The 21255-nt window shown below is 73.8% G+C and carries 18 protein-coding genes and 2 pseudogenes; 10 read left to right on the top strand and 10 right to left on the bottom strand.

Annotated features, from left to right (window positions below; translation table 11 throughout):
• Positions 1-27 precede the first annotated feature (27 nt).
• Both PATMI_RS38105 and PATMI_RS38760 read right to left on the bottom strand, forming a co-directional pair.
• Positions 28-2106 (bottom strand): helix-turn-helix transcriptional regulator, encoded by a 2079-nt coding sequence (locus tag PATMI_RS38105; RefSeq protein WP_026909844.1) that lies wholly within the window; start codon positions 2104-2106, stop codon positions 28-30.
• A 268-nt stretch (positions 2107-2374) separates the two neighbouring features.
• Positions 2375-2773, bottom strand: a pseudogene (locus PATMI_RS38760) (AAA family ATPase); the annotation flags it as partial.
• Between the two features lie 210 nt (positions 2774-2983).
• Here PATMI_RS38760 and PATMI_RS36390 point away from each other — a divergent pair.
• Positions 2984-4384 carry a TolB-like translocation protein gene (locus PATMI_RS36390; protein WP_026909842.1) on the top strand — a complete coding sequence of 467 codons (1401 nt, stop codon included), beginning with the start codon at positions 2984-2986 and terminating at the stop codon, positions 4382-4384.
• A gap of 52 nt (positions 4385-4436) precedes the next feature.
• On the opposite strand, the gene PATMI_RS37180 is transcribed toward PATMI_RS36390, so the two are convergent.
• From PATMI_RS37180 to PATMI_RS33800, 8 genes and pseudogenes are all read right to left on the bottom strand, one after another.
• Complete coding sequence (locus tag PATMI_RS37180; RefSeq protein WP_051471000.1) at positions 4437-4823, bottom strand: hypothetical protein; 387 nt, start codon at positions 4821-4823, stop codon at positions 4437-4439.
• A 39-nt stretch (positions 4824-4862) separates the two neighbouring features.
• Positions 4863-5048, bottom strand: a pseudogene (locus tag PATMI_RS38755) (TetR family transcriptional regulator); the annotation flags it as partial.
• Positions 5045-6241, bottom strand: coding sequence for a lipid-transfer protein (locus PATMI_RS0103330; protein ID WP_026909840.1), 1197 nt, complete (start codon positions 6239-6241; stop codon positions 5045-5047). The pseudogene PATMI_RS38755 and the gene PATMI_RS0103330, both read right to left, overlap by 4 nt.
• Before the next feature lie 187 nt (positions 6242-6428).
• Positions 6429-6725 (bottom strand): putative quinol monooxygenase, encoded by a 297-nt coding sequence (locus PATMI_RS27060; RefSeq protein ID WP_051470999.1) that lies wholly within the window; start codon positions 6723-6725, stop codon positions 6429-6431.
• A 66-nt stretch (positions 6726-6791) separates the two neighbouring features.
• Positions 6792-8174: an MmgE/PrpD family protein gene (locus tag PATMI_RS27055; RefSeq protein ID WP_036725170.1), complete on the bottom strand. Its 1383-nt coding sequence runs from the start codon at positions 8172-8174 to the stop codon at positions 6792-6794.
• Complete coding sequence (locus tag PATMI_RS0103315; RefSeq protein ID WP_026909839.1) at positions 8171-9571, bottom strand: FAD-dependent oxidoreductase; 1401 nt, start codon at positions 9569-9571, stop codon at positions 8171-8173. Before PATMI_RS0103315 ends, PATMI_RS27055 begins: the two co-directional genes overlap by 4 nt.
• 2 nt (positions 9572-9573) lie before the next feature.
• Positions 9574-10983, bottom strand: a complete 1410-nt coding sequence (locus PATMI_RS27050) for an MmgE/PrpD family protein (RefSeq protein WP_051470998.1) — start codon at positions 10981-10983, stop codon at positions 9574-9576.
• A 138-nt stretch (positions 10984-11121) separates the two neighbouring features.
• Positions 11122-11799, bottom strand: a complete 678-nt coding sequence (locus PATMI_RS33800; protein WP_051470997.1) for a GntR family transcriptional regulator — start codon at positions 11797-11799, stop codon at positions 11122-11124.
• A 254-nt stretch (positions 11800-12053) separates the two neighbouring features.
• On the opposite strand from PATMI_RS33800, the gene PATMI_RS0103300 reads away from it, so the two are divergent.
• The 9 genes from PATMI_RS0103300 to PATMI_RS0103260 are packed head-to-tail and all read left to right on the top strand — an operon-like array spanning position 12054 to position 21252.
• On the top strand, positions 12054-12920 hold the full coding sequence (locus tag PATMI_RS0103300; protein WP_051472309.1) for an isocitrate lyase/phosphoenolpyruvate mutase family protein: 867 nt from the start codon (positions 12054-12056) through the stop codon (positions 12918-12920).
• Entirely contained in the window at positions 12917-14332 is a 1416-nt protein-coding gene (locus PATMI_RS0103295; protein ID WP_051470996.1) for a dihydroorotase, read from the top strand. Before PATMI_RS0103300 ends, PATMI_RS0103295 begins: the two co-directional genes overlap by 4 nt.
• Positions 14329-15033 carry an isochorismatase family protein gene (locus PATMI_RS0103290; protein WP_026909836.1) on the top strand — a complete coding sequence of 235 codons (705 nt, stop codon included), beginning with the start codon at positions 14329-14331 and terminating at the stop codon, positions 15031-15033. Before PATMI_RS0103295 ends, PATMI_RS0103290 begins: the two co-directional genes overlap by 4 nt.
• Positions 15030-15413, top strand: coding sequence for a cupin domain-containing protein (locus tag PATMI_RS33795; RefSeq protein ID WP_051470995.1), 384 nt, complete (start codon positions 15030-15032; stop codon positions 15411-15413). Before PATMI_RS0103290 ends, PATMI_RS33795 begins: the two co-directional genes overlap by 4 nt.
• A complete protein-coding gene (locus PATMI_RS33790; RefSeq protein WP_051470994.1) occupies positions 15413-16279 on the top strand; it encodes an MBL fold metallo-hydrolase in 867 nt (288 codons plus the stop codon). Before PATMI_RS33795 ends, PATMI_RS33790 begins: the two co-directional genes overlap by 1 nt.
• A gap of 26 nt (positions 16280-16305) precedes the next feature.
• Entirely contained in the window at positions 16306-17469 is a 1164-nt protein-coding gene (locus PATMI_RS0103275; RefSeq protein WP_084269591.1) for a sugar ABC transporter substrate-binding protein, read from the top strand.
• Complete coding sequence (locus tag PATMI_RS0103270) at positions 17466-19046, top strand: sugar ABC transporter ATP-binding protein (protein ID WP_026909834.1); 1581 nt, start codon at positions 17466-17468, stop codon at positions 19044-19046. The genes PATMI_RS0103275 and PATMI_RS0103270 overlap by 4 nt, the downstream gene beginning before the upstream one ends.
• Entirely contained in the window at positions 19043-20137 is a 1095-nt protein-coding gene (locus PATMI_RS27030) for an ABC transporter permease (RefSeq protein ID WP_084269588.1), read from the top strand. The genes PATMI_RS0103270 and PATMI_RS27030 overlap by 4 nt, the downstream gene beginning before the upstream one ends.
• Positions 20134-21252 carry an NDMA-dependent alcohol dehydrogenase gene (locus PATMI_RS0103260; protein ID WP_026909833.1) on the top strand — a complete coding sequence of 373 codons (1119 nt, stop codon included), beginning with the start codon at positions 20134-20136 and terminating at the stop codon, positions 21250-21252. Before PATMI_RS27030 ends, PATMI_RS0103260 begins: the two co-directional genes overlap by 4 nt.
• The last annotated feature ends 3 nt before the right edge of the window (positions 21253-21255 follow it).

Below are 21255 nucleotides of genomic sequence, written 5' to 3'. Positions count from 1 at the left end.
ACCGCGGCGCCGCTGCGGCCCCCGCGACTACCCCGTCGCGACGAGTCCCAGCGCCGCCGGCAGGCCAGTCCGGGAGCTGATCCCGAGCTTGCCGTAGGCGTGGCCCAGGTGGTGCTCGACGGTCTTGCGGGTGACCCACAGGGTCTCCGCGATCTCGCGGTTGCTGAGGCCCTCGGCGGCGAGCTCCGCGACCCGGCGCTCGCTCGGGGTCAGCGACTCGACGCCGCTGAGCCGTTCGCGCCGGGGACGCGCGCCTGCGGCCTCGAGCTCCTCGCGGACGAGGCGGGCGAGCAGCACGGACTCGGCGCCGGCGGCGCGGTCCAGGGCGACGCGGAGGACGTCGCGGGCGTCGGAGCGGGAGCCGCGGCGGCGCAGCGCGCCCCCGAGGTCGAGGAGCGCCCAGCCGTGCTCCATCGCCATCGGCCCCGGCGCGAGGACGTCGACGGACTCGCGCAGGGCCTCGACCCGCTCGTCGCCCTCGAGGGTCCGCGCGCGGACGCGGAGCGCGGCGCCGAGTGCGCCCGGGGTGCCGGCCGCACGGGCGACGGCGACGTCGTGCTCGGCGAGCTCGCGCGCCTCGTCGCGGTCCCCGTGCGTGGCGAGCAGCTCCGCCAGGCGCAGCCGCCCGCGGGTCGTCAGCGGCGAGGTCCAGCCGCGGACGTCGCCGGCGGCGATCACGCGGCGCAGGTCGGCCTCGGCGTCGGCGGTGCGGCGCAGGTGCGCGCGCACGAGCGCGCGGGCGCTCAGGACGTACGGCTCGACGTACGTGCCCTCCGCGGCGCCGAGCGGCACGTCGACGGTCGACGCCGCGTCCTCGGTACGGTCGAGCAGGACGAGGTTCTCGGCCGTGATCGCCGCGAGCGCCGGTGCGGTGACGTCGAGCCCGAGGCCCCGGACCGCGTCGAGGCCGAGCTGCGCGCGGGCGGCCCCGGTCGCGACGGACCCGAAGTCGCGGTGCCAGTACCCCCACGACTGGTTCACGAACAGGCCGGCGAGACGGAGGCCGTCGCGGCGCATCCGGGCCTCGCCGTCCTCGAGCAGCCGGCGGCACCCCTCCGCGTCCTCGGCGAACCGGAGCGCGTGGGTCAGGAGGTTCCAGGTCGAGCTCGCGGGACCGACGTCCGCGTCGAGCGTCCCGTCGGCGGTCGCCCGGCCGACGAGCCCGATCGTCTCCTCCGGCGTCCGGCCGGCGCACGAGGACTCGAGCGCCAGGTAGGAGAGCATCACCGACGACGGCGACGCGTCCTCCGCCCCGGCCCGCATGCGCGCCACGCGGTCGGTGTCCAGCGCGTCGACGAACGTCAGGGCCTCGAGCTCCAGGGCCTCCAGGCGGAGCCGCAGCCCGCGGTCGGTGGTCTCCGCACGGGCCCGCTCGGCCTCGTCGAGCGCGGCCCGCGGATCGGTGTGGACGAGCACGAACGCGAGCGCCGCCCGCGCCCGCGCGGCACGGTCGCCGGTCGGGCCGTCCTCCAGCGCCCGGCGCAGGCGCGGGACCCCGTCGGGCAGCTCGGCCCGCAGCTCGAGCTCCCCCAGCTCGATCTCGACGTCCGCGCGGTCGTCCGCGGCGGGCGGCTCTTGCACGGCGCGACGCAGCAGCTCGACGGCGGTCTCGACCGCGCCCTCCCCCGCGGCGACCCCGGCGGCCTCCCGCAGGTCCGCGACCGCCTCCGGATCGCCCGCGGGCTCGGCGAGCAGGCGGTGGGCGGCGACCTCCGTCGCCCGGGCCCCGCGCGCCCGGAGGCGCTCGGCGGTCAGGCCGTGCAGCCGCGCGCGCTCGCCGCGCGGGATCGTCGCGGTCACGGCCGCGCGTACGAGCGGGTGCACGAACGACCGGCCGCCCTGCTCGAGCACGCCGGCGTCGATGAGGAGCGCGACGGCGGTCCGGGTCTCCTGCTCGCCCAGCCCGGAGAGGGCGACCAGGTCGTCGGGGCCCGCGCGCTCCCCGGCGACGGCCGCGGCCCGGGCGACCGCCGCGGCCTGCTCGCCGAGGCCCCGGAGCCGGCGCTGGACGATCGTCCCGACCTCGTCGCTCCCGAGGTCGGCGAGCCTGCCGGACTCCTCGGCGCGGCCCGCCAGCCCGGCGGCCGCGGCCTCGCGGGCGAGCACGGAGACGAGCAGCGGGTTGCCGCCCCGTCGCGGTGGCGGCAGCGTCGCTGAAGGCCGCGTCGGGCGCGTCGGCGAGGCTGCCCTGGAGCAGCGTCGCGACCGCGTCGGGTCCGAGGGGCGCGGGGCGGAGCGTCCGGGCGGTCGGGCCGTGCGCGAGCTCGAGCAGCATGGCCTCCGGGGCGCCCGGCTCGTTCGGCCGCAGGCTGGCGACGACCGCGACGGGCAGGTCGTCGATCCGGCGGCCGACGAACTCGAGGAAGCGGACGGACGCGACGTCCGCCCAGTGGAGGTCGTCGACCCGCAGCACGAGGGGGCGCTCCGCGGCGAGGTTCGCGAGCAGCCAGTAGAGCCCGCTGAGCACGCCGTAGCCGGGGTCGCCCGCCTCGGCGGCGGCCTCCGGGGCGAACACGCCCGCCGCGCGGCCGGCCGCACCCGCGAAGGCTCGCCCGCGCGCGTCGTCGTCGAGGGCCCCGAGGACGGGCTCGAGCAGCTGGTGGACGAGACCGAACGCGAACCCGCGGTCGAGCTCGGACGCCCGGGCGCCGAGCACCGCCGCGCCGTGCTCCTGCGCGACCGGGACCACGGCGTCCACGAGCGCGGTCTTGCCGATCCCCGCCGGCCCCTCGAAGAGCAGCACGCCGCCGCGGCCCTCGGCGGCGTCCAGCACGACGGTCCGCAGCGCGGAGATCTCGGCGTCGCGTTGCAGCAGCGGACCGTGTGGCACGGCGCGGGATTCTACGGACGATCTGGCGCGTCGGCGGTCGTCGCCGGTGCGGGGTGACCCCGAGCGGCGCCCCCACCCCGATCCGAAACCCTGGGGTGGGGATGGGGGTGGTCCCCCGTCGTGCGCGCGGGCCCCGGATCGCAGGATGGCTGCATGAGCACTCAACGACGTCTTCCCCGGCGCCTCGGCGCCACCCTCGCGGCCTCCGCGGCCGTCCTCGCCCTGGGCGCCGGCGCCGCCTCGGCCGACTCGATCGCCTACGTCAAGGGCGGTGAGGTGTGGCTGTCGACGAGCGACGGCACCCGCCAGTACCAGGTGACGTTCGACGGCGGCTACTCGACCGCGTCGCAGTCGGACACGGGCAAGATCGTCGCGCTCCGCGACGACAGGATCGTCACCCTCGACCCGCAGGACCGCGCGGTGAACGTCGACGGCACGAAGCGCTACGAGATCAAGACCCCGCACTCCTACACGCACCCCGGCACGCAGTTCCGCGGGCCGTTCGACCCGGCGATCTCGCCCGACGGCCTGAAGATCGCGTACTCCTGGTACTACACGCAGCTCGGCGAGACCCCGAACTGCAACCCGTCCAACGGCTGCCAGACGGTCTACGGCCGGCAGGGCACGAACTACATCTCGCCCGACGGGAAGAGCCCGTTCGACAAGCCCGGCTGGCAGGAGCAGACCGGCTGGGTCGGCCCCTCGTGGGTCGGCGACGGCGGCGCGACCCTGATCTCCGACCCGATCCAGGTCGGCAACGAGGACGTCGTCCAGCACACGCCCGGCGACGACCTCAACGGCATCTCCGGCTCCATCCTCCGCTGGTTCAAGGACCCGTCGGCGAACGGCATGGCCGACGGCGAGATGAGCCGGGACAAGGAGAAGCTCGCGTACGTGACGGGCGCCGCGCACAAGGAGCTGTGGCTCTACCGGGCGAAGGGCGGATACCCGTACGTGCCGGAGAACTGCTACCGGATCAACGACGCGGTCGGCCGCGTGAACTCCCCGTCGTGGTCGCCCGACGGCACGAGGCTCGCCTACGGAGACGAGCAGGGGATCCACGTCCTGCCGCTGCCGTCGTTCGCGACCGACTGCGGCACCCCGACCGACGCGCACGTCCAGAAGCTCCTGATCCCGGGCGCGACGAACCCGGACTGGGGTCCCGCCGACGTCCCGCCGGCGCGCCCGAACCCGCCGAAGGACACCGTCACGAAGCCCGTCGACGAGACCACGAAGCCGAAGCCCACGAAGAACACCACGACGACCCCGGACGGCGCGGCGATCACCCTGAAGAAGAAGGTCGGCCTGCGGACCGCCCTCAGGAAGGGTCTCACCGTGCGGCTGTCGGGCGCGAAGGCCGGCACCGTGAAGGTCGTCGCGACCACCGGCGGCAGGACCGTCGCGTCCCGAAAGGCGAAGGTCGGGAAGACCGGCAAGGTCGCGGTCACGTTGCGGTTCACCGCGAAGGCGAAGCGGACCCTCGCGAAGAAGCGCACCGTGAAGCTCACCCTGAAGGCGGGGAAGCTCCGCGGCACCGTGACGCTGAAGCGCTGACCGGTGGACCCGGGTCCCCGACCCGGGCGCGCGCTCCGCGGCCGCCGAGGTGTCAGCCCGCGAGCAGCAGCGTCACGAGCTGCTCGCGGGCGAACGCCCACTGGCCGAGCACGCGGTCCCGCGGGTGGCCGAGGAGGAGCAGCGACGCGTAGCCGCGCGCGGTCGAGACCGCCATCGTCCAGCGCGCGTCGAGCTCCGCGGCGTCTCGTCCGGACCGGGCGAGGAGCTCGCGGCCCATCGCCTGGATCTGCGGGCCGACGGTGCGCTCGCCGTCGGCGACCGCCGCCTGCAGGTCGGCGTTGTCGCGGGCCGCGAGGCCGAGCTCCAGGGTCGCGGCGAACAGCGGCCCGGCGTACTGCTCGACGGCGAGGTCGAGGGTGCGTCGCACGCGGTCCTCCGGCGACGCGTCGCCCGCGAGACCGTCCCGCAGCTCGCTCATCCGGCGGTCGGCGAGCTCCCGGACCGCCTCGATCAGGAGCTCGTCCTTCGACGCGAAGTGGTGCTGCTGAGCCCCGCGGGAGACGCCGGCGCGGCGGGCGACGCCGGCGGTCGAGAGGTCCGCGTAGCCGCGCGCGAGCAGCTCCTCGACGGCGGCGTCGAGGAGCGCTGCGCGGGTACGGAGGCTCCGCTCCTGCTTGGGCTTCGGGGGATCCTCGGCGCTCAGGTGGCCGGACGGTACACGGTCACGACCGCCGCGCCGCCGAGCCCGATGTTGTGCTGCAGCGCGACCTTCGCCCCGTCGAGCTGCCGGGCGTCGGCCTGGCCGCGCAGCTGCCAGCAGAGCTCGGAGCACTGCGCCAGCCCGGTGGCGCCGAGCGGGTGACCCTTCGAGATCAGGCCGCCCGACGGGTTGACGAGCGGACCGGCGCCGCCGTACGTCGTCGCCTGCGCCTCGACGAGCTCGTGCCCGTGCCCGATCTCCGCGAAGCCGAGCGCCTCGTACGTGATCAGCTCGTTGGCGGAGAAGCAGTCGTGGAGCTCGACGACGTCGACCTGCGACGCCTCGATGCCGGCCTCGGCGTAGGCCTGGTCCGCGGCGGCCTTGCTCATGTCGAACCCGACGATCCGCATGCAGTCGGTCTCGTCCGCGAAGGACGACGCGTAGTCGGTCGTCATCGCCTGGCCGGCGATCTCGACGGCGTGGGACCACAGGTCGTGCTCGTCGACGAAGCGCTCGGACGCGACGATCGCGCAGGCCGCGCCGTCGGAGGTCGGCGAGCACTGGAGCTTCGTCAGCGGCTCGTGGATCATCCGCGCGCCCTTGACCTCGTCCAGCGAGTACTCCTGCTGGAACTGCGCGTACGGGTTGTTGACGGAGTGCTTGTGGTTCTTCCAGCCGATCCACGCGAAGTGCTCGGCCGTCGAGCCGTAGCGCTCCATGTGGTCGCGTCCGGCGTTGCCGAACATCTGCGGCGCGAACGGCGACTCCTCCGGCGCGCGCAGGCCGGCCATGCGCTCCATGTGCGGACCCATCGGGTTCGCGTGGTCGGGGAACTTCATCGACAGGGAGCCGCGCTCCATCTGCTCGAAGCCCAGCGCCATCGCACAGTCCGCCACGCCGTGCTTGACCGCCTGGCGCGCGAGGAACAGCGCGGAGGACCCGGTCGAGCAGTTGTTGTTCACGTTGACGACCGGGATGCCCGTCAGGCCGAGCGTGTAGATCGCGCGCTGGCCCGAGGTGGAGTCGCCGTAGACGTAGCCGACGAACGCCTGCTGCACCGCGTCGTAGGCGACGCCGGCGTCGGCGAGCGCCTTCTCGCCGGCCTCCTTCGCCCACTCCGGGTAGCCGCCCTCCTTGGTCCCGGGCTTGTCGAACGTCGTCATGCCGACGCCGATCACGAACGTGCGGTTGCTCATCGCGGAAGCTCCGATCCGGACGCCGTTCCGACGCCCGTAGGTTTGGTGACCGAACCCAGGATAGCGCAAACAATCTGCGCTGCCGATTTTTTCTCGGCGGGGCGGCGGAGCCCGGGATCCGTGCGGTGCGTGCGTGATCGGGCGCCGCACGCCGGGCCCCGTGCCGGGCACGGCGCTCCGGTGCCGCCTACCAGGACGACGCGGTGACGAAGCGCTCGCCGCCGGGGTCGCCGGCCAGGAGCTCCGGGAGCTCGGGGACGGCCCCGGCGCCCGACCGCCACGCGAGGTAGGCGTCGTGGTCGGCGAGCCGGTCCCACGCGGCGATGACGATCACGTGCGTCGGGTCGCCGTCGGCCTGCGCGAGCGTGACGCCGCGGTTGCCGGGGAACGCGCGCGTGTCGGACAGGATCCGGCGGAGCACGGCGAGCGCGTCGTCGAGGCGGTCGGGGACGACCCGGAGGTCGAAGTGGGAGGTCACGGACATGGGTGGGTCGTCCTCGGTGGCGGGTGGGAGCGGTGCTGTGCGGCCGGCGCGGGCCGGCCGGCCCGCTCAGCGCGGGGCGCCGAGCAGGGCGGTCAGGTCGCGGCTGTCGGCCAGGGCCGGGAGGTCCTCGACGAGCGTCAGGATCCGCTCGGCGCGCTCGCGCCCCACGACCGGCTCGGCGTTCGCGCGGAACTTCGCGTGGACGTCGGCGGTCGGGAGCGGGCGGGACGCGCTGCCGCGGACGTCGTCGATCGTCAGGTCATGGCGGGCGCCGCCGGTCTCCTCCACCTCGATGCGCGCGGCGAAGCGCTCGGGGAACCCGGCGTCGGGCCACGGCTCCCAGCGGATCCGGGCGGCGAGGGCGAGGACGTCCGCGTCGGTCGCGATCCCGGTGACGTCCGCCGGCGACAGCCGCCCGCGCAGCAGGACCTGCGCGAGACAGACCGGCAGGCTCCAGCGCGCCTCGTGGTCGCTCATCGGCGCGAGCTTCTGGTCCCACGGCTCGCACACGATCGGGGCGGCACCCGCCGGCACGTGGCAGACGACCGAGGCGATGCGGTCGGCCGTGAGGCCCGCGGCGCGCAGCTCCTCCGCGGCCTCGAGGAACGGGTGCACGTAGTGGCAGCACGGGTAGCGCTTGAACGCGGCCTCGGGCAGCGCCCACCGCTCCCCCAGCCGCGGGAGGAGCCCGGCGAACCGCCCGGCGGCGCCGGCGTCCCGCGTGTAGGAGGCGAAGAACCCGAAGCGGTCCTCGAAGACCGCCGCCGGACCGGTGACGCCCGCGCGGGCGAGGTCGACGGCCAGCACGCCGGCGTGGGCCGCCCATCCGGCGTGCATCGCCTTCACGGTCGACGCGTCGGAGAGGAACGCGAAGGTGCCGGACGCCTGGCTGCCGCAGATCCCGAGCGCGCGGACGAGCGTCGCGTGGTCGGTCGCGGTGAGCAGGGCGGCGGTCACGGCGGCGCCGAACGGGCCGGCGACCGCGACGGTCTGGAACCCGGCCTCCTGGAACCCGCCAGGGCTCGCGAGGCCGAGCAGCACGAGGGTCTCCCAGCCGGCGGCGATCGCGCGGAGCAGTGCGTCGCCGTCCGCCCCCTCGCGCTCGGCGACCGCGAGCGCGGCGGGTACGATCACGGCGCTGCCGTGGACGACCGACGGCACGTGGGTGTCGTCGAACTCCATGGAGTGCACGAACGTCCCGTTGGCCAGGGCGGCCACGGCGGGCGCCAGGCGCCCGGCGCGGCCGAGCACCGTCCCGTCGCCGGTGCCCAGCGCGCCGAGCTCCGGGCCGAGCGGCGACGACGCCATCGCCGAGCCGGCGAGCCCGACGCCGATCGCGTCGAGCAGGTGCTCGCGGACGGCCCGGACGACGGGCTCGGGCAGCGGGGCGTCCCGCAGCGCGAGCGCGCGCTCGGCGAGCTCCGCCGCGAGCGGCCGGCCGGCGCTCATCGGGGCAGCGGGACGTTCGCGGCGGCGGCGCCGGCCACGCGTCCGAGACCCATCGCCGTCAGCAGGCCGTTGCCCGAGCTGTAGCCCCGCCCGCCGGTGCGGCCGCTGATCCCGACCGCGACGCCACCGGTGGCGAAGATCCGCGGGATCGGGGTGCCGTCGGCGCGGAGCGGGCGCGCCTGCGCGTCGATCGCCGCGCCGCCCTGCGTGTGGAACAGGCCGGGCGTCGTGCGGCACATCGCGTAGGGCGCCGTGAGGGGCCCGAAGCCGAAGTCGGAGCGGCCGAAGCGGTCGGGCCCACCGGCCGCGGCGTCGCGGGCGGCCTCGGCGACCGTCGCCACCAGCGCGTCGACGGGGAGCTCGAAGTGCCGCGCGAGCTCGGCCGGGTCCTCGGCGGTGCGGACGCCGCCGTGCTCGACGAGCTCGCGGAACTCGAGCTCGTTGCCGGCGACGTAGTCGCGGATCCGCTCGTCGAAGAGCACCCACGCGGCACCGCCGTGGTTCACGACGTCGGCCGCGAAGCCGGAGTAGCCGATGGTCTCGTCGCCGAAGCGCCGGCCCTCGGGGTTCACGAGGACGGCGCCCATCTCGACGGTCGTCCAGCTCGTGATCGACCCGTGAGGGTAGGCGACCGCGGCGTAGCCCTGGTAGGCGCCGATGTTCTGCAGCCGTGCGCCGAGGTCGCGGACCCACGCGACGGCCTCGCCGGTGGAGCCGTGCGCGCCGAAGTACTCGGCGTCGGCGACCTCGGGGCAGTACTCCCGGACCATCTCGCGGTTGCCGGCGAAGCCGTTGGCGGCGAGCACGACGTTCGGCGCGCCGAGGCGGGTCTCGCGGACGCGGTCGCCGCGGACGAGCAGGCCGGAGACCTCGCCCGCGTCGTCGAGCAGCAGGTCCTCGACGGGGTGGCCGAGGACGAGCGGGATCTCGCGCTCCTCGAGCGCGCGGACGAGGTCGTCGACGAGGTCTTGCCCCTTGCGGCTCTTGGGCGCGTGCAGGCGCGGGACGGAGTGGCCAACGTGCTTGTAGTCGGTGATGAGCTCGAGCTCGATGCCGACGTCCTCGCGCAGCCACTCGACCATCGGCGCCGACTGCACGGCGAGCTGCCGGGTCAGCCACTCGGCGTCGTGCGGACCGCTCTGGCGGAGGAGGTCCTCGGCCATGCGCTCCGGCGAGTCCTCGATGCCGGCCTCCGCCTGGTACCGGGTGCCGCCGCCCGGGACGGACCCGGTCGAGAGCGCGGTGTTGCCGCCGGCGCGATCCTGCTTCTCGACGACGGCGACGGTCGCGCCGGCCTCGTGGGCGGCGAGCGCGGCGACGAGGCCGGCGCCGCCGGCCCCCACGACGAGGACGTCGACCTCGGTGTCGAAGTCGCCGGTGCTGTTCTTCTGCGGCATGGTCAGCCTTCCAGGAGGTCGTCGAGGATCGCGCGCCACGGGCGCCGGAGCAGGTCGGGCTGCTCGAGCAGGCGCCGGACGGTGGGCACGAATCCGGGATGGGCGGCGCCGACGGCGCCGAGGATCTTGTCGTCGATGAGCGCCTCGCGGCTCAGCGGACGGTCGGGCGAGCCGATCGCGCTCATGCACGTCCGCTCGATCACGGTGCCGTCCTGCAGCGTCACGACGACGGTCGCGGGGCGGTCGTGGGGCGGGGCCGGCGCGGGGAGGAACGGCTCCAGCACGATCCGGTCGCGCAGCGCGGCGATCCGCGGGTCGGCGAGCGCGGCGGGCCCGCAGGCGTCGGCGTCGACGGCACCCAGGACGAGCGCGGCGGCCGCGGCGTGCGGCACGGAGAACTTCGCCGCGAGGCTCGTGGCGGGCCGGGCGTCGTGGAGCTTCAGCGCCAGCGGGTGGGTGCGGACGACGATCGACGTGATCCCGTCGACGCGGTCCGAGCCGATCTCGTCCCGGGCGTCCAGGAGGGCCTCGACGGTCGAGTGCGCGTACTGGCAGCACGCGAAGCGCTTGTGGTACCCGTCGCGGATCGCCCAGGTGGTGCCGAGGTCGGCGGTCAGGAGCCCGAGCTCCGCGGTCGCGCCCATCGCCCCGGAGAACGCGGAGTGCGGGGCGGTCGGGTCGCCGCCGATGCCGGCGACGGCCCAGCGGGCGACCTGCACGCCGGTCCAGGCCGCGATCCCCGGCCACACGTTGCGCGCCAGCGCGCCCGTGAGCGCGTGGTCGAACGGCCCGAGCATCGCGGCGCCCGCGCCGGCGGAGACGGCGGCGACGGCGTGGTCGGGCGACAGGCCGGATCCGAGCGCGGCGCCGGCGGCCGCGCCGATCGGCCCGAGCAGCGCGTGCGGGTGGATGACCATCTCCGCGTGCCGCCACGTGCGGGCGACCCGGGTGACGACCTCGTAGCCGGAGACCAGCGCGGTGACGAGCTCCTCGCCCGTGCGGTCGCCGTGCTCGATCTCGGCGAGCAGGGCGGGCAGGACGTACAGCCCGGCGTGGCAGGTGGCGGGCCGGTAGCCCTCGTCCATCTCCGCCCAGTCGCCGGCCGCGCCGTTGGCGCCGGCGACCGCTGCCCGCTCCCCGCGGCGCCGGCCGGTCCCGAAGACCGTGGCCTCCGCGGGCTGGCCGTCGTGGACGAGCGAGTCGCGGACCGCGAGGACCTGCGGGTCGTCGCGGACGGCGATCATCGCGGCGAGGTCGTCGGCGAGGACGAGCAGCGCCCGCTCGCGGACGTCGTCCGGGAGGTCGGAGGCGCGGACCGTGGTCGCCCAGCGGACGAGGGCGTCGAGGCCGGCGCCGGCGGTCGCGGCGTCGGTGGGTGCCGCGACCGGGGCGGAGGGCGTGCTGGAGGTCATCGGGGCATGGTCCGTCGCTCGGAGGCGTCGGTGCGCAGACGGCGCACCGTTCCGTGTCCGGGGGCACGCTAGGGCAGCGGACCGCCAACTGTCAACAATCGACTGTTCAGGGTGCGGGCCCCGACGGCCCGCGGCGGCTCAGTCCGCGGGCTCCATCGACCGCAGCGCGTGCTCGAGCGCCTGGCCGAGGTGGAGCTCCATCGCCGCTGCCGCCCGCGGCGCGTCGCCGGCGAGCACGGCGTCGATCAGGTCGTCGTGTTCGTGGATCGCGTGCTCGGCGCGGTCGGGGATCTGCCCCGACTGGGCGCGCAGGAGCTGCAGCTCCTGGTTCACGAGCACGACGTGGGAGGCGAGCGCGGCGTTGCCGGCGGCCGTGGCCAGCAGGGCGTGGACGTCGCGCGGGCCCTGGAAGCGGACGTCCGGCGGGGCGGGATCGCCGATCGCGGTCGTCGTGCCGCGCAGCTCGGCGAGTTGCCGGCGCTGCTCCGGGGTGGCGCGCTCGGCGGCGAGCCCGGCGACGGTGCGCTCGAGGGCGACCCGGACCTCGAACAGGTCACGGACCTCGCCCGGGCCGAGGCGCCGGACGAACGCGCCCCGGTGGGCCTGCAGCTCGACGAGCCCGTCGCGGGCCAGGCGCTGCATCGCCTCGCGGACCGGCCCGCGGCTGACGCCGAGCTCGGTGGCGATCTCGACCTCGTTGAGCCGCGCGCCGGGTTCGTGGCGCCCGCGGAGGATCTGCTGGCGCAGCGCCCGCTCGACCTGGTCGCTGAACGAGTTGCCCGACCGGGCGATCGGCGTCCGCTCCGTGCTGCTCACGCCGACGGCTCCCGGCGGCGCGATGTCCGGTGCGAGCGGGCGGATCGTGGCCGGGGTGACATGCGGGGAGCCTACGGTCTCGCCCCGCCGGAGCGCGAGCGGTGGACGGTGTGGACCCCGCCGCCCCGGCTGGTCCCCGTCGTCCGGGTCGTACGCCGTCCCGTTTGTCCCGCGGTCCAACGTTGACGATCAACTGTTGACAATCGACAGTGTCGTGTGGTTCAGTCTGTGCCGTGGCTCACGGACAAGTCGGCATCGCACCACTGCAGGACCAGATCGGGACGGCCCGGGAGACCGCCCGACCGCTGCTCCTGCCCGGGGTCTACGACGCCCTGAGCGCCCGCCTCGCGGCGGCCGCCGGCTTCGAGTCGATCTACGTCACCGGCGCCGGCCTCGCGAACTCGCGGCTCGGCGTCCCGGACATCGGCCTGACGAGCGTCGACCAGCTCGCCGACCACGTCGCCGCGATCAGCGACGTCGTCGAGGTGCCGCTCGTCGTCGACGGCGACACCGGGTTCGGCAACGCCGTGAACGTCACGCACGTCGTGCGGAAGCTCGAGCGGGCCGGCGCGAACGCCATCCAGTTCGAGGACCAGGTCTTCCCGAAGAAGTGCGGCCACTTCGCCGGCAAGGCCGTGATCCCGCTCGAGGAGATGGCCGGGAAGATCCAGGCCGCGCTCGACAGCCGCCGCTCCGCCGACACGCTGATCATCGCCCGCACCGACGCCCGGGCCACCGACGGCATCGAGGCCGCGATCGAGCGGGCCAACCGCTTCCGCGAGCTCGGCGCCGACGTCGTCTTCGTCGAGGCGCCCCGGTCGATCGACGAGCTGCGGCTCGTCGCGGAGCAGGTCGACGCCCCGCTCGTCGCCAACATGGTCGAGGGCGGATCGACCCCGATCGTGCCGCTGGACGAGCTCGGCGAGCTCGGCTACTCCGTCGTCCTCTACGCCAACGCGGCCCTCCGTTCGGCGCTGCGGGCGGTGACGCTCGCCTACGCCGAGCTGAAGACCTCCGGCATCAGCACCAACCTGCTCGCCACCATGGCGACATGGGACGAACGACAGCAGGCCGTGGGCAAGCCCCACTACGACGAGCTCGAGGCCCGGTACGCCTCGTGAGCACGACCCCGCCCACCTTCGACCTGCGCCTGCACGGCGGCACCGTCGTGCTGCCCGGCACCGGGGCGCAGCCGGCCGACGTCCTCGTGGCGGACGGCCGGATCGCGGGGATCGTCGCGTACGACGCGCCGGCCGCGGCGACCGAGACGCTCGACGTCACGGGCCGCCACGTGCTGCCCGGCGTCGTCGACGCGCACGTCCACCTCGGCGCGGACATCACGACGCCCCGGACGCCCGAGGACGTGCGGCCCGAGACCGCGGCCGCGGCCGCCGGTGGCGTCACGTCGCTGATCGCGTACCTCATGTCCGCGGACCCGTACGACGAGGTCCTGCCGCCCGCCCGCGCGGCGATGGAGGCGGACGCGCTCGTCGACTTCGGCTTCCACTGCTGCATCGGCACGCCGGAGCAGCTCGCCGCGATCCCGCACTACGTCGAGGACCTCGGCGTCAGCTCCTTCAAGTTCTTCATGAACTTCCGGACCGACGAGGGCCACCGGCTCGGCCTGCCCGGCAACGACGACGGCTTCCTCCTCGAGCTCCTGGAGACCGCGGCGGCCAACGGGGCGGTCGTCAACCCGCACGCCGAGAACGCCGACCTCATCAAGCTGCTCGCCCGCCGCGGCGCCCTGGAGTCCCCCGGCAACGACCTGCAGCGCTGGAACGCGAGCCGACCGGACTACGTCGAGGCCGAGGCGCTCGAGCGGATCGGCTTCCTCTCGATGCTCGCGAAGGCCGACGTCCACGCGGTGCACGTGACGAACGAGATGTCGCTGCACGTGCTGCGCGACGTCCGCGCGCACCAGCCGAAGATCTCGATCGAGACCTGCACGCACTACCTCACGCTCGACACGGACGCCGAGATCGGCGTGCACGGCAAGGTCAACCCGCCGCTGCGCCCGGCCACGGACCGCGAGGCCCTGTGGGCCGCCATCGAGGACGGCACGATCGACACGATCGGCTCCGACCACGTGCCGCGGCACGGCCGGTTCAAGGAGGGCGGCCTCGCGAAGGCCTCGCCCGGGTTCCCCGGCATGCAGCAGCTGCTCCCGCTGGTCCTCACCGAGGGGCACCTGAAGCGCGGCATCGCGCTCGAGCGCCTCGTCGACCTCGTCTCGACCCGCCCGGCGCAGATCTTCGGCCTGGGCGACCGCAAGGGCGCGATCCGCCCCGGCGCCGACGCCGACCTCGTGGTCGTCGACCTCGACGCGCCGAACACGATCGCCGCGGAGACCGAGCTCGCGAGCGCCGGCTTCACGCCCTGGGAGGGCGTCGAGGTCGGGGTCCGCGTAGAGCGCACGATCGTCCGCGGACGCACCGTCTTCGCCGACGGCGAGATCGTCGGCGAGGCCGCCGGCCGGTACCTGCCGCGGCACAAGAGCGGCGTCCTCCGGACCACCGGAGACCGCGCATGACCCGCCCGAAGAGCCCCTGGTCCGACGTCATCACCGAGGACGACGAGCGCCGCTACGAGGCCGCCGGCTTCGGCCGCCCGTCCGGCTTCGGGAAGCGCCCCGCGCTGGTCATCATCGACGTCCAGCACCGCACGATCGGCAACAGCCCGAAGCCGTTCTTCGCGTCGCTCGAGGACTACACGACGTCCTGCGGCGACGTGGGCTGGGCCGCCGTCGAGCAGATCGCGAAGCTCCTGGCGGTCTTCCGCGAGTTCGACCTGCCGGTGCTCTACCCGCACGTCGCGCCGAAGACCGACGCCGACCGCTCCGGCGTGCTCGGGGCGAAGGTCCCGGGGATCATGGACGTGCCCGACCACGGGTACCGCTTCCCCGACGCCGTCGCGCCGCGGCCCGGCGACCTGCTGCTGCCGAAGAAGCACCCCTCGGCGTTCTTCGCGACGCCGCTGGCGAGCTACCTGATCGGCCTGGGCGCCGACACGATCGTCACGACCGGCGCCACGACCTCGGGCTGCGTGCGCGGCACCGTCGTCGACGGGTTCTCCTACAACTTCAAGTGCGTCGTGCCGCACGACGCGGTCTACGACCGCTCGCCGACGGTGCACCAGGCGAACCTCTTCGACCTCGGCCAGAAGTACGCCGACGTGTCGTCGACCGACGAGGTCGTCGCGCAGGTCCGCGAGATCGGCGAGGCCGCCCGATGACCTACGCGACGTCCTGGGACGAGCAGCCCGAGGTCGAGGGTCTCCCGAACAACTTCCGCGTGGCCGTCGCCGGCTCGCAGATGGGGCTGAACCGCATCCGCTGGGTCCACCCCACGGTGCTGCCGGAGCACAGCCACCCCGACCACGAGCAGGCCAACGTCGTGATCCAGGGGTCGATCGAGGTCACGATCGGCGGGCAGACGATGATCCTGCGTGAGGGCGACGTCGCCGTCGTCCCGAAGGGCACGCCGCACTCCGGTCGCTCGATCGAGGGCGAGGCCGTCTACATCGAGGTCTTCGCGCCGCTGCGGATCGAGAACCTGATCGGCGCGCTCGGCGCCCCGTCGCTGCCCCCGGCCGCCGCCGGCGAGGACGCCTGATGGCGCTCCGGCAGCTCACGGACCGCGTGTGGGTGGAGACCGAGCACCTCGGCTCCAACAACGGGATCGTCTCCGGCGGCGACGGCCGGCTCGCGCTGGTCGACGCGCCGCACCGCCCGACCGACGCGATCGCGTGGGCGGCGACCGTCGCGGGCCTCGGCACGCCGGAGTTCCTGGTCAACACCGACCACCACCCGGACCACACGATCGGCAACCGCTGGCTGCCGGGCACCGTCGTCGCGCACCGCCTGACGCGGAGCCGCCTCGTCGACGCCGCCCCGACCCGCGCGTACCTCCGCGACCTCTTCGCGGTCATCGACCCCGCCGCGGTGGCGCTCGTCGACGACTACGAGGTGCGCCTCGCGGACGTCACGTTCGACGAGCGGATGGAGCTCTTCGTGGGCGACCGCCGGCTGGAGCTTCACCACGCGCCCGGCCACACCGCCAACACGATCCTCGTGCACGTCCCCGACGAGGGCGTCCTGTTCACGGGCGACGACGTGTGCAACCTCGGGCTCCCGGCCTTCCTCGACGCGACCGTCGAGCGCTTCTTCGACGCGATCGAGCAGGCCCGGGCCCTCGACTTCGAGCACCTGGTCCCCGGACACGGCGATCCCGGCGGCCGCGAGCTGCTGGACCGCCACCGGGACCTGGGGCGGGAGATCGTCGGCCGCGTGGCCGACGCTCGGGACCGCGGGGACACCCGCGAGGACTGCAGCGACCGGATCAGGTTCGAGGACCTGATCCACGCCGGGGTCGGGGGAGACCCCGGCTATCCGGACGACCTGGTGGAGCACTTCCAGCGTCGATCGATCGAGCAGATCTTCGACGACCTGGAGACGGATCCCTCGCTGAGGGACCGCTAGGCCCGAACAACCAACAAGGGGAACAGATGCGCACAATCAGCACCTTCGGCTGTCTGGCCGTCGTCGGCATGGCCGCGCTCACGGGCTGCGGCTCGAGCTCGGACTCCGGCTCCGGCTCGTCCTCCGGCGGATCGGCGGGCAGCGACGTCACGGCGGAGAACGTCCAGTACGCCAAGGACCAGCTCGCGAAGTACAGCGCGGTACCGACCTTCAAGCCCGAGGGCGAGCAGCTCGACGTCTCCAGCCTCAAGGGCAAGACCGTCTACTCGATCCCGATCACGACGTCGATCCCGTTCTACAAGGACGGCGAGGCCGCGATGTCCGCCGCCGCGAAGAAGGCCGGCGTCAAGTACGTGACGTTCCCGGCCCAGGGCAAGGTCTCCGACTTCCAGCAGGGCTTCTCCGATGCGATCAACGCGAAGGCGTCGGTCATCATCCTGAACGGCCCGCTGCCCGACACGCTCGCGCCGCAGCTGCGCGCCGCCAAGGCCGCCGGCGTGAAGGTCATCGCCGCGCACGAGGAGGACCCGACGTCCCCGACCCCGGCCGGCGTCGACGCCGTCGCGGCAGGCGAGTTCTACGACGCCGCCCGGCTGATGGTCGACAAGGCCATCGCCGACCAGAACGGCAAGCCGGTCAACGCGCTGGCGATCTCCTCCGACGAGACGCGCCCGTCCAAGGGCATGGTCGCCGCGATGAAGGACGAGCTCGCCAAGCACTGCGGCGACAAGTGCAAGCTCACGGTGACGAACATCCCGGTCGCGGACTGGGCCACGAAGATCCAGCCGCAGGTCCAGTCGGAGCTCAACCGCGACGGCGACATCAACACGATCCTGCCCATCTACGACTCGATGGCGCAGTACACGGACCCGGCGATCCGCCAGGCCGCGCGCGGCCGCACGGTGAACGTCTACTCGTTCAACGGCACGCCGTCGATCAACGCCCTCATGCAGAAGGGCGGCAGCAACCTGAAGGCCAACGTCGGCGAGAGCCCGACCTGGATCGGTCAGCTGACGATGGACCAGGCCTTCCGCCTGATGCTCGGCAAGCAGCCGCTCGACAAGCCGGCCGCGCCGCTGCGCGTCTTCACGCCGGAGAACGTCGCCGAGGCCGGCACGCCGCCCGTCTCGGGCAAGGGCTTCGGCGATTCCGCCGATCAGGGCTACGACGCGCTCTGGGGCCTGAAGTGAGCACCACCCGCCACGCACCGACCGCGGACGCCCAGCGCGTCCGCGGCACGGACGTCCTCCGCGTCACGGGACTCGTCAAGCGGTTCAGCGGCGTCCCCGCGCTCGGCGGCGTCGACCTCGCGGTGGCCGCCGGCGAGGTCCACGGGCTCCTCGGCGCCAACGGGTGTGGCAAGTCCACGCTCATCAAGACCCTCGCCGGCGTCCACGACGCCGACGAGGGCACCGTCGCGATCCTCGGGCAGGACGTGCCGATGCCCTTCGGCGCGGACGGCCTGCGGGACCGCGGCCTCTCCTTCGTGCACCAGGACCTCGGGCTGTCGGACCCGGCGACCGTCCTCGAGCACTTCGCCCTGGACCACATCGCGGCGCGCGGGTCGATGCGCCGGATCCCGTGGTCCGCGGAGCGCGAGCGCACCGCGGCGCTGCTCGCCCGGTTCGAGGTCGCCGTCGACCCCGACACCCGCATCGACCAGCTCACCCCGGTGCAGCGCGCGATGGTCGCGATCGTCCGCGCCGTCGCGTCGCAGGAGCAGCTCGCCGGCGACGGCGAGCGGCGCCCGCAGCTCCTCATCCTCGACGAGCCGACGGTCTTCCTGCCCAGCGCGGACGTCCAGATCCTCTTCCGGCTGATCGACCGCCTGCGCCAGGCCGGCGACGCCGTGATGCTCGTCTCGCACGACCTCGACGAGGTCCTCGAGATCTGCGACCGCGTCACCGTGCTGCGCGACGGGAAGAACGTCGGCACGCGCGACGTGCAGGGCCTCGGCCGCGATGAGCTCGTCGAGCTCATCCTCGGCGTGCAGATCGGCGGCGTCACGCGCCCGACCGACGACACGCGGCGCAGCCCCGAGGTCGCGCTCTCGACGCGCGGGCTGTCCGGCGAGCGCGTCCGCGAGGTCGACCTCGACCTGCACCCCGGCGAGGTCGTCGGCGTGACCGGGCTGGCCGGCTCCGGCATCGAGGAGCTCACCGACCTCCTCTACGGCGTGAAGTCCGCGACCGCGGGCACGATCCGCGTGGCGGGCGACACCGTCGACCGGCCGTCGCCCGCGACGATGCTCCGGCACGACGTCGTGCTCCTGCCCGCCGACCGCAAGGCGCTCGGCGCCGCGCCGCGCCTGACCGTGCTGGAGAACATGGCGCTGCCGTTCTTCGCCACCGAGTTCCGCGGCGGCCGCCTGCACTGGAAGGCGCTCCGGCAGCAGTCGCAGGACACCTGCGTCCGCCTCCACGTCAAGCCGGCCGACCCGGCCGCGCTCTTCTCGAGCCTCTCGGGCGGCAACCAGCAGAAGGCGCTGCTCGGCAAGTGGCTCGACACGAAGCCCGCCGTGATGCTGCTCGCCGAGCCCACCCAGGGCGTCGACGTCGGCGCCCGCCGGGAGATCTTCCGCCTCGTCCGCGAGGCCGTCGCCGCCGGGGCCTCCGTGCTCTGCGCGACCTCGGACTACGAGCAGCTCGTGCAGCTCGCCGACCGCGTCCTGATCTTCGACGAGGGCCGCGTCCGCGACGAGCTCTCGGGCGACCAGATCACGAAGGACGCCCTCACCACCTCGATCTACGCAGGAGCCGCAGCATGACCACGACCACGACGCGGCCCGCGCCGGCGGGGCCCCAGGCGGGTCCCGCGGCGCCGGAGCCCGTGAAGCTCAAGACCCGCCGCGAGCCCGAGCGGTTCGCGCTGATCGGCGTGTGGGCGATCGTCATCGTCGTCTTCGCACTGACGACGGACCGCTTCCTGACCACCGGGAACATCTCGAGCATGCTCGGGTCGCAGACCGTGCTGCTGGTCCTCGCGCTCGGCCTGCTGATCCCGCTGCGGGTCGGCGACTACGACCTGTCGGTGGCCTCGACGCTCGGCATCTCCGCGATGCTCGTCGCGCTCCTGAACGTCAACCACGGGTGGGGGATCGTCCCCGCGTGCATCGTGGCGATCCTTGCCGGCGCGGTGATCGGGGCGATCAACGGCGCGATCGTCGTCCGGTTCGAGATCGATCCGTTCATCGTGACGCTCGGCATGTCGACGCTCCTCCAGGGCGTGCTGTTCTGGATGTCCGACTCGGCGACGATCTCCGGCATCGATCCGGGACTGTCCGACGCGGTGCTCCAGAGCACGGTCGCCAGCATCCCGGTGGACTTCTGGTACGCCGTCGTCCTCTGCGCGGTCATCTGGTACGTCTTCGACTTCACGCCCTTCGGCCAGCGCCTGCTGTTCGTCGGGCAGAGCAAGGACATGGCGCGGCTGAACGGCATCGCCGTCGGCCGCACGCGCTTCCTGGCGCTCGTCGCCTCCGGCACGATCGCGGCGCTGGCGGGCGTCATCCTGGCCGGCACCACCGGCTCGGCGGACCCGAACTCCAGCCAGTCGTTCCTGCTGCCCGCGTTCGCCGCGTGCTTCCTCGGGTCGACGACGCTGAAGATCGGGCGCTTCAACCCGTGGGGCACGTTCATCGCGCTCTACTTCATCGTCACCGGCACGACCGGCCTGCAGCTGCTCGGCGCGCAGAACTACGTCCAGCAGCTGTTCTACGGCGCGGCGCTCATCATCGCCGTGATCCTCTCCAAGATCCTGCGCCAGCGGAACGACCGCCGCCTGCAGAACGACGCCCGCCAGGCCGCGCTCGCCGCCGCCGTGGCGGACGCGAACACGAACACGAAGGGCAACGCATGAAGACTCGTGGCGCCATCATCAAGGCCGTCGGACAGGACTGGGAGGTCGTCGACCTCGAGCTCGGCGAGCCGAACGACCACGAGGTGCTGATCGAGGTCCACGCCTCGGGCCTCTGCCACTCCGACGCCCACCTGACCGACGGCGACCTCCAGGTCGAGCTGCCGTTCGTCGGCGGGCACGAGGGCGCCGGCATCGTCAGGAAGGTCGGCGCGCAGGTCACCCGCGTCGCCGTCGGCGACCACGTCTGCACGTCGTTCATCCCCGTCTGCGGCGTCTGCAAGTGGTGCACCACCGGGCGCTCCAACCTGTGCAAGAACGGCTACCTGATGGAGCAGGGCAAGTCGATGGACGGGACCTACCGCTTCTCGTACGGCGGCGAGGGCCTCGGCGCCCTGTGCCGCCTGGGCACGTTCGCCGACCACATCGTCTGCTCCGAGCAGCAGGCGATCAAGATCGACGACGACATCCCGCTCGACGTCGCCTGCCTCGTCTCCTGCGGCGTGGCGACCGGCTTCGGCGCGGCGGTCAACGTCGCCGAGGTGAAGCCGGGCGACGTCGTCCTGATCGTCGGCATGGGCGGCGTCGGCGTCAACGCCGTGCAGGGCGCGGCCGCGGCCGGCGCGGCGCACGTCGTCGTCGTCGACCCCGTCGAGTCCAAGCGCGAGCGCGCCGGCCAGTTCGGCGCCACCGCGACGTTCGCCACGGTCGCCGAGGCGCTCCCGTACATCCACGAGCGCACGGAGTGGCAGGGCACCGACGCGACGATCATCACCGTCGACCGCGCGATGGGCGACATCATCGCCGAGGCGTTCCGCACCGTCGCGAAGTCCGGCTCCTGCGTGCTCGTCGCGCTCGGACCGGACACCGAGATCATCCCGATCCACCCGCAGGAGCTGCAGACGATGTCCCGCAGCCTCAAGGGCGTGATGTTCGGCGACTGCAACCCGATCGCCGACATCCCGAGCCTCCTGGCGCAGTACAAGGCCGGGAAGCTGAAGCTCGACGAGCTCGTCACCACGCGCTACGCGCTCGACGACATCAACCAGGGCTTCGTCGACATGAAGTCCGGCAAGAACATCCGTGGCGTCCTCGTCCACGACCACGCCGCCGCCTAGGAG

The sequence above is a fragment of the Patulibacter minatonensis DSM 18081 genome (genome assembly GCF_000519325.1).
GTDB lineage: Bacteria > Actinomycetota > Thermoleophilia > Solirubrobacterales > Solirubrobacteraceae > Patulibacter > Patulibacter minatonensis.
The sequence above is the reverse complement of the archived record's forward strand: the minus strand, read 5'-3'. Positions and strand labels throughout refer to the sequence as shown.